11 protein-coding genes and 1 riboswitch are annotated in these 14,491 nt (G+C 74.5%); of the genes, 8 read left to right on the top strand and 3 right to left on the bottom strand.

Annotated elements, in window-relative coordinates:
* Positions 1–3: 3 nt before the first annotated feature.
* A complete protein-coding gene (locus ACFXKG_RS14880) occupies positions 4–1,416 on the bottom strand; it encodes a glycosyltransferase family 4 protein (protein ID WP_384837651.1) in 1,413 nt (470 codons plus the stop codon).
* Positions 1,417–1,790: 374 nt separating this feature from the next.
* Between ACFXKG_RS14880 and ACFXKG_RS14885 the strand changes: the two genes are divergently transcribed.
* Entirely contained in the window at positions 1,791–2,177 is a 387-nt protein-coding gene (locus ACFXKG_RS14885; protein WP_384837654.1) for an STAS domain-containing protein, read from the top strand.
* Positions 2,178–2,198: 21 nt separating this feature from the next.
* Here ACFXKG_RS14885 and bla read toward each other — a convergent pair whose 3' ends face one another.
* The gene (gene bla, locus ACFXKG_RS14890) at positions 2,199–3,152 is read right to left on the bottom strand and encodes a class A beta-lactamase (RefSeq protein ID WP_384837657.1); all 954 of its coding nucleotides are present in this window, start codon (positions 3,150–3,152) and stop codon (positions 2,199–2,201) included.
* Between the two features lie 151 nt (positions 3,153–3,303).
* Between bla and ACFXKG_RS14895 the strand changes: the two genes are divergently transcribed.
* Both ACFXKG_RS14895 and ACFXKG_RS14900 read left to right on the top strand, forming a co-directional pair.
* The gene (locus ACFXKG_RS14895) at positions 3,304–4,257 is read left to right on the top strand and encodes a LysR family transcriptional regulator (RefSeq protein WP_384837660.1); all 954 of its coding nucleotides are present in this window, start codon (positions 3,304–3,306) and stop codon (positions 4,255–4,257) included.
* Complete coding sequence (locus ACFXKG_RS14900; RefSeq protein ID WP_384837663.1) at positions 4,254–5,177, top strand: serine hydrolase; 924 nt, start codon at positions 4,254–4,256, stop codon at positions 5,175–5,177. Before ACFXKG_RS14895 ends, ACFXKG_RS14900 begins: the two co-directional genes overlap by 4 nt.
* Positions 5,178–5,363: 186 nt before the next feature.
* Here ACFXKG_RS14900 and ACFXKG_RS14905 read toward each other — a convergent pair whose 3' ends face one another.
* Positions 5,364–7,814, bottom strand: coding sequence for an endonuclease/exonuclease/phosphatase family protein (locus ACFXKG_RS14905; protein ID WP_384837666.1), 2,451 nt, complete (start codon positions 7,812–7,814; stop codon positions 5,364–5,366).
* Positions 7,815–8,177: 363 nt separating this feature from the next.
* Positions 8,178–8,246, top strand: a riboswitch (cobalamin riboswitch).
* A 132-nt stretch (positions 8,247–8,378) separates the two neighbouring features.
* On the opposite strand from ACFXKG_RS14905, the gene ACFXKG_RS14910 reads away from it, so the two are divergent.
* Genes ACFXKG_RS14910 through ACFXKG_RS14930 form a run of 5 tightly spaced genes read left to right on the top strand, consistent with a single transcriptional unit; the run spans position 8,379 to position 14,448 of the window.
* Entirely contained in the window at positions 8,379–9,728 is a 1,350-nt protein-coding gene (locus tag ACFXKG_RS14910; protein WP_384837669.1) for a prenyltransferase/squalene oxidase repeat-containing protein, read from the top strand.
* Entirely contained in the window at positions 9,728–10,498 is a 771-nt protein-coding gene (locus tag ACFXKG_RS14915) for an SCO2322 family protein (protein WP_384838014.1), read from the top strand. The genes ACFXKG_RS14910 and ACFXKG_RS14915 overlap by 1 nt, the downstream gene beginning before the upstream one ends.
* Positions 10,499–10,508: 10 nt before the next feature.
* Positions 10,509–11,741 (top strand): energy-coupling factor transporter transmembrane component T, encoded by a 1,233-nt coding sequence (locus ACFXKG_RS14920; RefSeq protein ID WP_384837672.1) that lies wholly within the window; start codon positions 10,509–10,511, stop codon positions 11,739–11,741.
* Positions 11,738–13,492, top strand: coding sequence for an ABC transporter ATP-binding protein (locus tag ACFXKG_RS14925; RefSeq protein ID WP_384837675.1), 1,755 nt, complete (start codon positions 11,738–11,740; stop codon positions 13,490–13,492). The genes ACFXKG_RS14920 and ACFXKG_RS14925 overlap by 4 nt, the downstream gene beginning before the upstream one ends.
* Positions 13,489–14,448, top strand: coding sequence for an ECF transporter S component (locus tag ACFXKG_RS14930; protein WP_384837678.1), 960 nt, complete (start codon positions 13,489–13,491; stop codon positions 14,446–14,448). Before ACFXKG_RS14925 ends, ACFXKG_RS14930 begins: the two co-directional genes overlap by 4 nt.
* Positions 14,449–14,491 lie beyond the last annotated feature (43 nt).

Consider the following 14,491-nt stretch of genomic DNA (forward strand, 5'->3'; position numbering starts at 1 on the left):
CCATCAGCCGCGCCCGCCACCGCGGGAGGGGTCGGTACGGGGCGCCTCGGTACGTACGGCGGCGGCCCGCGGGCGCCGTCCGCCCCGCGTCGGCCCCTTCCCCTGCCGGGCGATGGCCTCGCGGTACAGCTCCGCCGTCCCCTGCGCGGCCCTGGCCCAGGTGAACCGATCCAGCACCCGCTCGCGGCCCGCCGCGCCCAGCCGGGCACGCAGCTCCGCGTCGTCGAGCAGCCGTCCCAGCGCGGCGGCGAGCGCGCCCGCGTCGCCCGGCGGTACGGCGAGGCAGCTCTCCCCGTCCGCCCCCGCGACCTCCGGGATCGCCCCGCCGGTGGTGGCGACGAGCGGGGTGCCGGTGGCCATGGCCTCGGCGGCGGGCAGCGAGAAGCCCTCGTACAGGGAGGGCACGCAGGCTATCTGCGCGCCGCGCACCAGGGCGACCAGTTCGGTGTCGGAGATGCCCTTGACGAACTCGACGGCGCCTTCGAGCCCGTACCGTTCGATGGCCTGCGCGACCGGCCCGTCCTCGGCGCGTCTGCCGACCACGACGAGGTGCGCGCCGGGGTGTTCGGTACGGAGCTTGGCGAGCGCCTCGACGAGATGGACGAGGCCCTTGAGCGGGACGTCCGCGCTGGAGGTGGTGACGATCCGGCCGGGGATCTCCCGGACGGCCGGGTCCGGTGAGAACAGCTCCGTGTCGGCGCCGATGTGCACGACGTCGACACGGTCCGCCGGCACCCCGAGGTGTTCGGTGATCTCCTGCCGGGAGGAGCCGGAGACGGTGAGGACGGACGGCAGCCGGCGCGCCACACGCTTCTGCATGCGGGTGAAGCCGTACCAGCGGCGCACGGAGGCCCGGCGGCGCCAGTCCTCGGCGGCGTCCAGGTCGAGCCGCCGGTCGACGGTGATGGGGTGGTGGATGGTGGTGACCAGCGGTGCGCCGAGGTCGCCGAGCAGCCCGTACCCGAGGGTCTGGTTGTCGTGGACGACGTCGAACTCCCCGGCGCGCGCGGCGAGATGGCGCCGGGCGCGGAGCGAGAAGGTCAGCGGTTCCGGGAAGCCGCCGGTCCACATGGTGGCGACCTCGACGGCGTCGATCCAGTCGCGGAACTCGTCGCGGCGCGGGGTGCGGAACGGGTCGGGCTGCCGGTAGAGATCGAGGCTGGCCAGCTCGGTGAGCGGTATGCCCTCGTCGAGGACGGGGTAGGGCTGGGCGCCGATGACCTCGACGCGGTGGCCGAGGCGGGCGAGTTCGCGGGACAGGTGGCGTACGTAGACGCCCTGTCCGCCGCAGAAGGGGTTGCCCTTGTAGCTGAGGAGCGCGATCCGCAGCGGCCGGTCCCCGCCGCCGCTGCCGTCGCCGCCCCGGTCGTCCTCGGATCCTGGCCCGGTGCCCGCCGCTATGGCCTCAGCGGTCACACTCGGCCCCCTTCTCACTTCGCTCTCCGTGTCGGCTGGATTCACCGGAGCGAAACCACTGGCGACAATCTAGAACAAGTTTCAGACTTGTCCGTTCACCGGCAACGAATCTACCGGCAGGTAGCGTCGGCGTACCGGCCGGAACAGGTGATTCGTGCCACGGCGGTTCTGCCACGCCGTGCGCTCCGCAAGCCGCCCGGGGCGCGCGGACGTCACGGACGGCGCGTCCAGGCGCGTCCAGGCGTCCAGACACGTACGGGTGCCTCCGGGTGCCTCCGGGTGAAGAAGCGCCAACTCCACGTAGCGGGCCGTGTACCGTGCTCGGTCGTTGTGCCCGCCCGTTCACCGGAGGAGTGAGGTCCCCCATCTCTGCCGTGCCGCCGTACGCCCCTCTCAGCGTCGAGATCGTCAACGGCCCGCACCACGTCCTGGTACGGGTCCGCGGCGAACTCGACTGCGACACGGGCCCCGACCTCTTCGCCGCCCTGGCCCCGCTGGCGCACCGGTACGTCGAACTGGACTTCAGCCACGTGCCCTTCATGGACTCCACGGGCCTCGGCCTCCTCCTCAGCCAGCGCCGCGCGAGCCGCCGGGCGGGCGGGGACCTCTCGCTGCGCCGCTGCTCTCCCCCGGTACGCCGGGTCCTCGACGTCACCCGTACGTTCGCCCACCTGACGGCGCCGTGCGACACCGCCCCGGACGCGTCGGGCTCGTCGGGCTCGTCGGACTCGTCGGACTCGTCGGACTCGTCGGCGAGCTGACGCCCCGGCGCGTCCCGCGTGCTACGCGAAGGCGTCGAGGGCGACTTTCGCGGCCTCGGCGATGAGGGCGTCGTCGTACACGGCGTCCCGGATGCCCCGGCTGGAGAGGACGGCGAGGGTGATCGGGGCGGCGCCGGGGGGCCAGACGACGGCGATGTCGTTACGGGTGCCGTAGCCGCCGCTGCCGGTCTTGTCGCCGACCCGCCAGCCGGCCGGGGCGCCGGCGCGGATGAGAGCGTCGCCGGTGGTGTTGCGGACGAGCCAGTCCGTCAGCACGGCCCGCTTGCCGGCGGGCAGGACATCGTCGACGACGTAGGCGCGCAGGTCGGTGGCGAGGGCGCGGGCCGTGCTGGTGTCGCGCGGGTCGCCGGGGGTGCCTTCGCTGAGGTCGGTCTCGTACCGGTCGCACCGGGTGGTGCGGTCGCCGAGTGCGCGCAGGGCGTGCTGCAGCCCCTTGGGGCCGCCGATCTCCGGGAGGAGGAGGTTGGCGGCGGCGTTGTCGCTGTACCGGACGGTGGCGTCGCACAGCTCGCGCAGGGTCATGCCGGTGTCGAGGTGCTGCTCGGTGACGGGCGAGTGGTCGACGAGCACGTCGCGGCCGTACCGCACCCGCCGCTCCATCTCCCGCGGGGAGAACTTGTCCAGTACGGCCCCGGCGAGCAGCGCCTTGAACGTGGACGCGTACGGGAAGCGCTCGTCGGACCGGTGGGTGACGTACCGTCCGCTGCCGGTGTCGAGCGCGTGCACCCCGAGCCTGGCGTCGAACTTCCGCTCCAGTTCACCGAAGGCGCGGTCGGTACGGCGCCGGTCCACCGCCGGGGCCGGGGAGGGAGCCGGGGCGGGTGGGGTGGTCGCGGTGGCGGACGCGGTGCGCGTCGCGGCCTCCGAGGTGGCGGTGGAGCATCCGATGACCGGGAGGGTCGCGAGGCCGGCCAGGGTGCCGAGCGCGGTACGACGGGAGACACGGGTGCGCATGAGGCGGCTGCTTTCTGTGTGTTCAGGCGTGCGTTCGGGCGTGCGTTCGGCGTGTGTGCGGCGTGCGTTCGGAGCAGACCAGCGGCCATCGGCTCCCGTCCAAGACGGATATGGATCTCGGATCGATCAATCTGCAATATGATTGCTGGTCGTGGACCTGGTACGGCATCTGCAGTGCTTTGTGGCTGTTGCCGAAGAGTTACATTTCGGCCGGGCGGCCCAGCGGCTCGGTATGGCCCAGCCACCCCTGTCGCAGCGCATCCAGCGTCTCGAACGGGAGCTGGGGGTACGCCTCTTCGAGCGCTCCAGCCGACAGGTCACGATCACCAAGGGCGGCACCCTCCTGCTGGAGGACGCGCGCCGGCTGCTCGCCCACTCCGAGGCGCTGCTCGCCACCGCGCGCCGTGTCCAGGAGGGCCACAGCGGACTGCTGCGCGCCGCCCTGCCCCCGGACATAACCGGCGAGACCGTCGCGGCGATCCTCGCGGGGTTCCAGGAGCGCCGCGGTGGTGTGGAGCTGGAGCTGCACGAGCTGTCGACCGCCGAGCAGCTCGCCCGGCTCGCCTCCCACGAGCTGGACGTCGGGCTCATCCACCACCCGTGCGACGTCTCCGGGCTGGAACTGGACCGGGTGCTCCGGCACGAGCTGGGCGTCCTGCTGCCGCACGACGCCCCGGCGGCCCGGCTCGGCACCGTCCCGCTCTCCGCGCTCACCGGGTACGAGCTGATCCTCTTCCCGCGCGCCCACGCCCCGGCCGTCCACGACGACCTGCTGACCACCTGTGCCCGCCACGGTTACACCCCCACCGCGGTACGGCACGGCCAGGGCACCAGCTTCACCCGGGGCCTGCTGCTGTCCCGCCGTGCCGTCGCCTTCGGTCCCCGCGGCGCCCACCCCGCCGGGGATCCGGACCTCGTCTGGCGCCCGCTGGACCACGCGCCGCTCGCCCGGCGCCACTCCGCGGCGTGGCCCCGGGGGCGCGGCGACGCAGTCGTCCGCGCCTTCGCCGACACCGTCACCGAAGCCCTGGCCCGCACCGCCACCGGCCCCGACCTGCCCGCAGGACCGCTGCATCTGCGCCCGGCGGCGGAGTACTGGATATGACCGAGACGCCCGCTCCCCACCCGCCACGGGACCACCCCCGCGACCGTATCCGCGCCGCCTTCGCCGAGGCCGGTGTCACCGGCTGGCTGCACGCCGAGGACATCGACTCCGGCGCGCGGCTGGACGTGGGCGCCGACCAGCCGGTGGTCACCGCGAGCGTCCACAAGCTCTGTCTTCTTGTCGCGCTCCACCAGCGCGCCGAGGCGGGGGAGCTGGATCTGACCGAGCAGACCGAGTGCCCCCGGGAGGGGCGTACCGCCGGGCCCACCGGGCTCTCGGCCATGCTCGACCCGGCCCGGCTCTCGCTGCGGGACGCCGCCTATCTGATGATGGCCGTCAGCGACAACACCGCCGCCGAGCTGCTGCTGGCGCGCGTCGGTCTCGACGCCGTCAACGACACCACCCGGCGCCTGGGCCTCACCCGTACCCACGCGGCGCACAGCTTCGGCGCGTTCGTCGCGAGCATCAGGGAGGACGCGGGGCCCGGCGGGCCGCGGGCCCTGGCCGATCCCCGGGTCATCGCCCGGCTCCGGGCCCTGGACCCGGCCCGTACGAACCGGAGCACCCCGCGCGACATGACCCGGCTGCTCGGCGCGATCTGGCGGGACGAGGCGTGCGCCCCGGAGCACGGCGCCGCCGTCCGGCGGCTGCTCGGCCTCCAGGTGTGGCCGCACCGGCTGGCCTCGGGCTTCCCCTTCGACGACGTCCATGTGGCGGGGAAGACGGGCAGCGCGCCCACGCTCCGCAACGAGGTCGGTGTCGTGGAGTACCCCGACCGCGGCCGGTACGCCGTCGCCGTCTTCACCCGCGCCGCCAGTCCCGCCGCCGCGCTCCCCGCGGCCGACGCCGTCATCGGCACCGCCGCCCGTATCGCCGTGGACGCGCTGCGGGCCGCCGCGGCGGCCGGCACCGGGCCGTGAACACCGGATCGTGAACACCGGTCCGTGAACACCGGTCCGTGAACACCGGATCGTGAACACCGGATCGTGAACACAGGCCCGCCAACACCGGGCCCTGAACAAGGGTGTGGCGTGTGAGTGCCCCACGCACGGGGCACTCACACGCCACTCTCACAGGCGGGCCGGTCGACGCGGACCGGTCGCGGGTCAGCGGATGCGGACCACCTGCGGGTCGTGGTCGCTCGCCTGGTCGGCGAACTCGGCGTTGATGTGGACGACCTCGTAGTCGAGCTTCTTGACGCCCGGGCTCACCAGGATGTGGTCCAGGGTCTGCGAGTTGCCGTCGTACACGTAGCTGTAACGCTCGTTCTTCGGGAGCTTGTCCATCAGGTCGGTGAGGACCTTGCCCTTGGTGAGGGCGGCGACGGGCGCCGAGAACGGGTAGTCGTTCAGGTCACCGAGGACGACGACCTTGGCCTGCTTGTCCTGGGCGAGCAGGCTGGTCACGAAGGTGTTGACCTCCTTGGCCTGCGCCAGGCGCTGGGTCTCGGAGCCGAGGACCGGCGGCTGGAAGCGGCTGTGCAGCGACTGGTCGCCGCCCTTGGAGTTGAAGTGGTTGCCGACGACGAAGACCTGCTCGCCCCGGAAGGTGAACTCACCCACGAGCGGCTTGCGGCTGCTCTTCCACGCGTCGGAGGTGGGGTTGATCCGGCCCGGGGAGACGGACAGGGTGATGGCGTCCTTCTTGCCGCCCTTGTCCGCCTTGGGGGCCTTGACGACCTTCGTGGCCGTCGTGGCATCGCCGCCCGGACGGTCCACGAAGCTGACGCGCTTCGGGTCGAAGAGGAAGACGTTGCGGATGTTGCCGCCGGGCTCACCGCCGTCGACCTTGTCCTGCGGGTCGACCGAGCGCCAGTCGTACGCCGGGCCGCCCGCCGCCTTGATCGCCGCGATGAACTGCGCGAGGGTCTTGTCGGCGGCGACCGTGCCGTCGTCCTTGGCGCCGTTGTTGTCCTGGATCTCCTCCAGGCTCACGATGTCGGGCGAGGAGAGGTTCTTGACGACGCCCTCGGCCAGCCGGTCGAACTTCGCCTGCGGGTCGGTCGGGTCGAGGTTCTCCACGTTGTACGTGGCCACCGCCAGCTCGTCCGACTTCGCCTTCTTCGCCACCTCGGGCTTGAGGCCGCCGGACTTCAGCTTGCCCAGCGTGGTGGACTGGAGGCCGTAACCGCCGTAGTTGGAGTAGTCCAGCACGCCGGTGGTGGCGCCGGTGAGCGTGTCGCCCACGTTGGCCGTGAGCTTCTCGCCGGTGAGCGAGGCGACCAGCAGACGGCCCGAGTTGGGCTGGTCGTAGGAGCCGTAGAGCGTGCCGCCGCGCGGGGTGGCGTTCTGCTTGGGCTTGGTGGTGACCCAGGTCTCGCCGTACGCGTTGGAGGCGCCGACCACGCGGTTGTCGTTGATCCGGATCAGCATGCCCTCGCGGGACTCCAGCCAGTCCAGGGCGTACTGGGTGGGCTTCAGGGCCAGCGACTCGATGTTCGCGCCCTTCGCGTCGGGCGCGTACGCCTCGGGCAGCGACGTCGCGTCGACGACCTCGGCGGCCGGCAGCGCGTTGCCGGAGGACAGGACGGTGGAGGTGGGGCCGCTCAGCTCCGTGACGGACTGGTTGCCGCCCGCGGCGCCGCCCGGGTAGTACTCGGTGACCTTGCCGCTGACCAGGACCGAGTCGCCGACCTTGACCTGCGGGGTGACGGAGCCGGTGAAGACGAACACGGCCTCGCTGGTGGCCGGGTCCTTGTCGGGGTTCGGGTCCTGGACCCAGTAGCCGCGCGAGGAGCCGGTGGCGCGCACGGCGGTGACGATGCCGGGCACGTCGGTGACGGTGGCGCCGGCGTGCGGGGAGATCCGGGTGGTGCCCTGGATGTCGTGGATGCGCAGCTCACCGGGGGTGGTGCTGGTGGGCGACGGGGTCGGGGAGGGCTCGGAGCCACCGCCGCCCTCGCCTCCGCTGTTGCGCGGGGAGGGCGTGGAGCCGGTGAAGTCGGCCGAGTTGTTGTCCGTGTCGGTGAGCGCGGCGTTCCTGCTGACCGAGGTGGTGTTGCCGGCGCCGGTCGCCGGGGTGTTCTCCCGTACGACGGCGGTGCCGAAGCCGACCAGGTCCTTGACCGTGCCGTCGGCGGTGCAGTCGGCGGCGGTCAGGCAGGCCAGCGGGGTGGTGGAGTGGACGAGCGCGATGGTGCCGCTGCTCGCCGACATCGCGATCGTGCCGGTCGCGTCCGGGGTGGGCAGGGCGGTGTCGCCGCCCGCGCCCTTGGCCTCCTCGATCAGGTAGCTGCCGCCCGCGGGGATGGCCCCGGTCAGCTCGGTGACCTGCCACTTGGAGGTCGCGGTGGGAGAGCCGCTCAGGTACTGCACGGACCAGCCGCTGAGGTCGAAGGCGGCGTTGCCCGCGTTGCCCAGCTCGACGAAGTCGTTGGTGAGGGTGGCTCCGGAGTTGCCGCCGCCGCCGAACACCTCGGCGATCACGGCGTCCGGGGACGGGGTGGCCTGGGCGGTGAAGGGCAGGGCGACGAGGGAACCGGCGATGCCGACGGGGAGCGCCAGCGCGACGAGCTTCGCGCGGCGGCCACGGAAGGCCGGGGGTATGGAGGGAGACACGTGTGGCTCTTTCTGTTGCTTGGGTGCGACTTCCGGCGGGCCCCCCGTGGGTTCCTTCGGTAACGTCGCGGATGGGCGGCATGACGGAAAAGTCGGCTCAAGATACGCGCGTAGAAGCTGAGCGAACAAGAGGCCGTACACATCAAGCACCAAGTGTTTCCCGAGCGTTCGCCGGATTTAACCTGCTTGTCGGAGAGCGCCCTCGGGGTGACGCGTTGGGAACGGCCCGGGGGATCGGGGACGGCCGGGGACGGGGGGACGGCCGGGGACGGGGAGACGGCCGGAGCGGGCCGGGACGGGGCCGGGGAGTACGGCCGGAGCGGGCCGGTACAGTGGGCGGGTCGTCATCATGCCCGTATGGAGGGAAGCCGGTGCGAAACCGGCACTGACCCGCAACCGTGAGCCGCCCCCGCCGGCGGCGAGTCGGAATGCTCCGTACGCGGTCGTGACCGGCTCGTGCCACCGGAACCGCCGGTGGCAGGCATCGTCGAGGTTTACGAGGCCGGAGTCTGGTACTTCAGTGTGCCTGGCGTCCCCGGCTCCAGCAGGAGAGGCCCAGCGCCCATGACCACCGTTCGCCGCTGCACCGCGGCGCTCGCCGTAACCGCCGTGCTCTGCGCGGCGTTCGCCCCGGCCGCCCACGCGGGCGGCGACGTACGCCCTCCCGCACCGTCCTCTTCCCCCTCTCCGGCCCCTTCTTCGTCCCCGTCCCCGTCGGTGAAGCTCCCGCACGGGCTGTACGGCGACCAGGATCCGACGTACGACGGTGTCTGGCGGCAGTCGCTCGCCCTGCTGGGCCAGGCCGCCACGGGCGTCAGGCCCTCCGACGACGCCGTACGGTGGCTGAAGAGACAGCGGTGCGCCGACGGCGGGTTCGCCGCGTTCCGCGCCGACCCGGCCGCGCCCTGCGGCGCGGACACCCTGACCGACTCCAACTCCACTGCGGCCGCCGTGCAGGCGCTCTCCTCGCTCGGCGACCAGCGGCCGTTCATGGCGGCGAGCGTGGAGTGGCTGCGCGCCACGCAGAACAAGGACGGCGGCTGGGGCTACACCCCCGGCACACCGAGCGACGCCAACTCCACCTCCCTGGTGATCGGCGCGCTGACCTCCGCCGGGGTACGGCCCACCTCGGTGCGGATGCCGCGGGACTCCCGGGCGACCGAGGGCAAGGACGCCTACGACGCGCTGGTCGCCCTCTCGATCCCGTGCGACGCGGGGTCGGGCGCGGACGCCGGGGCCTTCGCGTACCAGCCGGACCAGGACGGCGGGCTGACCGCCAACGACGACGCCACGGCCGCGGCCGTACTGGCCGGGCTCGGCAAGCGGCTGGTCAGCGCGCCGGTCACGGCGGGGCCCGCGCCCACCTGCGTACCGGCCGCCGCCTCGGAGCGGCCGTCCCCGGAGCGCGCCGCCCGCAACGGCGCCTCCTACCTCGCCTCGGCGCTCGCCGCCACCGGCCACCTCGACCAGCCGCCGCTGCCCGGCACCGATTCCGGCGACGGCGACGGCGGCGCGGCGCAGCCGGACGTCGGGAACACGGCGGACGCGGTGGTCGCCCTGACGGCCGCCGGTTACGGGGACCAGGCGACCGGCGCCCTGGAGTGGCTGAAGAAGAACTCCGGCCCCTGGGCGCAGCAGCACGGACCCGCCGCGTACGCCCAGTTGATCTTCGCCGCGTACGCGACGGACACCGACCCGCGCAACTTCGGCGGTATCGACCTCGTGGAGCGGCTCAACGCGACCGGCCCCACGCCCAAGTCCGTGGCGCCCCCGGAGCCTCGCCCGGGGAACGCCGCGGAGAGCGCGATCGCCGACGGCGGGGCCGCGGTGCTCCTGTGGGTCATCGGGATCGGTGTGGTCGCGGCGCTCGGGACCGGGTTCCTGGTCAGCCGCAGAAAGACCCGGCAGCCGTGATACGGCCACGACGGACGCGGGTCGCGCGAGGCCTCGGGGGGGTTCTCGTTCCGGCGGTGGTGGCTCTGGGGCTCGTGCTCGGCCCGGGGGCGGGCGGGGCGCAGGCCGCCGGTTACCGCTACTGGTCGTTCTGGCAGGGCACCGGCGGGAGTTGGGCGTACGCGACCCAGGGTCCGGCCGTGCTCCGGCCCGCCGACGGCACCGTCACCGGCTTCCGCTTCGCGGTGAGCGCGGACAGCGGGGACGCGGCCCGGCCGCGCACCGCGCCGGAGTTCGCCGAGGTCTGTGCCGCCACCCCGGCGCGTGACGGCGCCAAGCGGATCGCGGTCGTCGTCGACCCCGGTACGGCGGCGGACGCCCCGGCCGGCGAAGAGCCGCCCGCGCCCCTGGCGCGGTGCGCGCGGGTCGGCACGGACGCCACCGCCGCCGACGCCCTCGCCGCGGTGGCGAAGCCGCTGCGCTACAACAGCGACGCGCTGCTCTGCGCGATCTCCGGGTACCCGGAGTCCGGCTGCGGGGAGCAGGTGCCGGACGGGCAGGTGTCGAGCGGGCAGGCGTCGGACGAACCGGCCGAGGCGTCGCCGTCCACCGGGGCCGTCTCCCCCGCGCCCGCCACCGACCCCACGACCGCCGCCACCTCCACCGACACCGCCGGAGCCTCCGGCTCCGGGAAGGACGGCGGTCCGTCGCTCGGCCTCTTCGCGGGGATCGCCGCCGTGGCCGCCCTCGCCGCCGCCGGGCTGTGGCAGGCCCGCCGCCGGCGCGGCTGAGTCGTCCCCCATGAGCCGCGCCGGGAACCACTCCGGGAACGATGCCGTGGAATCGTCGTCGGCCGCCCTCCGCCGGGCGCCGTCGCCGCGGGCGCCCGAGGCGAACCGGTTCAACGCCCTGCACGCCGGGGCCTGGTGGCTCTGGGCGCTCGGTCTCGCGGCGGCGGCCTCCCGTACCACCAACCCCTTGCTGCTCGGACTGCTCGTCGGGGTCGCCGGCTACGTGGTGGCGGCCCGCCGTACGGACGCGCCCTGGGCCCGTTCGTACGGCGCCTTCGTCAAGCTGGGGCTGGCCGTGCTCGCCGTCCGGCTGCTGTTCTCGGTCTTCCTCGGCTCGCCGGTCCCCGGGTCGACCGTGCTGTTCACGCTGCCCGGGGTCCCGCTGCCCGACTGGGCGGCGGGGGTGCGGATCGGCGGCCGGGTGACGGCCGAACAGGTGGTGTTCGCCCTGTACGACGGCGCGAAGCTGGCGGCCCTGCTGATCTGCGTCGGCGCCGCCAACGCCCTCGCCAACCCGGTCAGGCTGCTCAAGTCGCTGCCGGGCGCGCTCTACGAGGTGGGGGTCGCCGTCGTCGTGGCGATGACCTTCGCGCCGAACCTGGTCGCCGATGTCGGCCGCCTGCGCACCGCGCGCAGGCTGCGCGGCCGGTCCACGGGCGGGGTCGGGGCCGTGCTCCGGGTCGGACTGCCGGTCCTGGAGGGCGCGTTGGAGCGGTCGGTGGCGCTCGCGGCGTCGATGGACGCCCGGGGGTACGGCCGCCGGGCACCCGTGCCGTCCGGCGTGCGCCGCGCGACCACCGCGCTCACCCTCGGCGGGCTGCTGGGCGTCTGCGCGGGCGTGTACGGGCTGCTCTCCGCGGCGGGCGCCGGGTACGGGGCGCCGCTGCTGGCCGCCGGGGTGGCCGCCGCGGCGGCGGGGCTGCGGCTCGGCGGGCGCGGGTCCGTCCGTACCCGCTACCGGCCGGACCGCTGGGGCGCCCGCGCCTGGCTGGTCACCGGGTCCGGCGTGGCGGTCGCGGGCGCCCTGATCGCGGCGGGCGCCGCCGACCCGGCGGCGCTGCACCCCGGTGTCGTACCGCTGGAGGCGCCGACGCTGCCGCTGTGGCCGGCCGCGGGGGTGCTGATCGGGCTGCTGCCCGCGTTCGTGGCGCCGGCGCCCACGACGCCGTCCACGACGCCGTCCACGCCCACGCCCACTCCCACGCCCGAAGTACCGCCCCGACGCGAGGAGCCGGCGCCATGATCCGATTCGAGCGGGTGTCGGTCTCCTACGAGAGCGACGGCCAGGACGCCCCGCCCGTCGTCAGCGGGGTCGACCTCACCGTGCCCGAGGGCGAACTGGTGCTGCTCGTCGGCCCGTCCGGCGCCGGCAAGTCGACCCTCCTCGGCACGGTGTCCGGCCTCGTCCCGCACTTCACGGGCGGCACGCTGCGCGGCCGGGTCACCGTGGACGGCCGGGACACGCGTACCCACAAGCCGCGCGAACTCGCCGATCTCGTCGGCACGGTCGGCCAGGACCCCCTCGCCCACTTCGTCACCGACACCGTCGAGGACGAACTGGCGTACGGCATGGAGTCGCTGGGGCTGGCACCCGACGTGATGCGGCGCCGCGTCGAGGAGACGCTCGACCTGCTGGGCCTGGCCGAGCTGCGCGCCCGCCCCATCGCCACACTCTCGGGAGGGCAGCGGCAGCGCGTCGCGATCGGCTCCGTGCTCACCCCGCACCCGAAGGTGCTGGTGCTGGACGAGCCGACCTCGGCGCTTGACCCGGCGGCGGCCGAGGAGGTCCTCGCGGTGCTGCAACGGCTGGTGCACGACCTCGGGACGACGGTCCTGCTGGCCGAACACCGGCTGGAGCGGGTGGTGCAGTACGCGGACCAGGTCATCCTGCTGCCGGGCCCGGGGCAGCCGCCGGTGCTCGGCGCGCCCGAGCGGATCATGGCGGTGTCGCCGGTGCGGCCGCCGGTGGTGGCGCTCGGCAGGCTGAACGGCTGGGAGCCGCTGCCCCTCTCCGTACGGGACGCGCGGCGCGCCGCGGCGGGACTGCGCGAGCGGCTGGCCGGGGCGACGCCGGAGCCGATGGCCGCGCCTCCCGTCACCGTACCGGCCCGTCCGGACCCTCTGCCGGGTCCGGAAGAGCGCCGCGGGCTCGGCGGGCTGTTCCGCAGGCGCCCCGCGCGGGCGTCGGACGCCATGATCCGCTCGGGCGCGCCGCGGAGCGACTCCGGCCCGGTCACGGTCGACGGGCTGCGCGTGCGGCACGGGCGGACCGAGGCGCTGCGCTCCGTGTCCCTGAGCGTCGCGCCCGGCGAGACGGTGGCACTGATGGGCCGGAACGGCGCGGGCAAGTCCACCCTGCTCGCCGCCCTGGTCGGAACGGCCGAGCCCGCCGCCGGGACCGTAAGCGTCGGGGGCCGCGCCCCGCACCGTACGCCGCCGCGCGAGATGGTCCGGCACGTCGGACTGGTGCCGCAGGAGCCGCGCGACCTGCTGTACGCCGACACCGTGGCCGCGGAGTGCGCGGCGGCCGACGAGGACGCGGGCGCGCCCGCGGGCAGCTGTCTGGCTTTGGTCGGCGAACTCCTGCCGGGCATCGCGGGCACCACGCATCCGCGCGACCTCTCCGAGGGGCAGCGGCTGGCACTGGCGCTCGCCGTGGTCCTCACGGGGCGGCCGCCGCTGCTGCTCCTGGACGAGCCGACCCGGGGCCTCGACTACGCGGCGAAGGCGCGGCTGGTCGACGTGGTGCGCGGACTGGCCGCCGCGGGGCACGCGACGGTCCTGGCGACACACGACGTGGAACTCGCCGCCGAACTCGCCCACCGGGTGGTGATCCTGGCCGACGGCGAGATCGTGGCGGACGGGCCGACGCCCCGCGTGGTGATGTCGTCGCCCGCGTTCGCGCCCCAGGTCGCGAAGGTCATGGCGCCCCAGGAGTGGCTGACGGTGGCCCAGGTGCGTACGGCACTCGCCGGGATACCGGAGACGTCATGAGGACACCGGGCACCCCGGGGAGGGAGGCGGGACGGCCCGGACGTGCCGGCCGGACCGCCGGGGGCGGACGACGGACCGCGCAGGCAGGCCACCCCGACCGCGCCGGTCGGACCGTACGCGCCGTACGGCTGGGCCCGCGGGCGGTCTGCGCGCTCGCCCTGACCGGCGCGGTCGGGGTGGCCGCCTTCGGCTGGCCGCTGCTGGCAGGCCCCGACTCCGCGCTCGCGCACTCCGGCGACGCCCCGTGGCTCTTCGCCGCGCTGCTCCCGCTGCTGGTGGGGGTGACCGTCGCGACCATCGCCGACTCCGGTCTGGACGCCAAGGCGGTGGCGATGCTGGGGGTGCTGGCCGCCGTGGGCGCCGCGCTGCGGCCCCTGGGCGCGGGCACGGCGGGGCTGGAGCCGATGTTCTTCCTGATGGTGCTGAGCGGCCGGGTCCTGGGACCCGGGTTCGGTTTCGTGCTCGGCTCGGTGACGATGTTCGCGTCCGCGCTGCTGACCGGCGGGGTCGGTCCCTGGCTGCCGTTCCAGATGCTGGCGATGGGCTGGTTCACCATGGGCGCCGGGCTGCTGCCGGACCGGGACCGGCTGCGCGGCCGGGCCGAGCGGGTGCTGCTCGCGCTGTACGGGGCGGGCGCGGCGTTCGCGTACGGCACGGTCATGAACCTGCAGGGGTGGACGTACCTCGGCGGGCTGTCCTCCGGGATCTCCTTCCACCCGGGTGACCCGGTCCAGGCCAACCTGGCGCGCTTCCTCGCGTACTGCGCGGCGACGTCCTTCGGCTGGGACCTGGGGCGGGCGGCGCTGACGGTCGTCCTGACGCTGACGGCCGGCCCGGCGCTGCTCAGGGCGGTGCGCAGGGCGACGCGCCGGGCGGCGTTCGAGGCGGAGGCGGTCTTCACGGCGGAGCCGGCCGCCGGGGCGAGGCCGGCCGGGGAAGCGGGGACGGCGCCGTAGCGAGCGCCGGACGTGCCCGGAGGCGGGGGCGGTACGTCCGTAC

The sequence above is a fragment of the Streptomyces sp. NPDC059255 genome (assembly GCF_042752355.1).
Classification (GTDB): domain Bacteria; phylum Actinomycetota; class Actinomycetes; order Streptomycetales; family Streptomycetaceae; genus Streptomyces.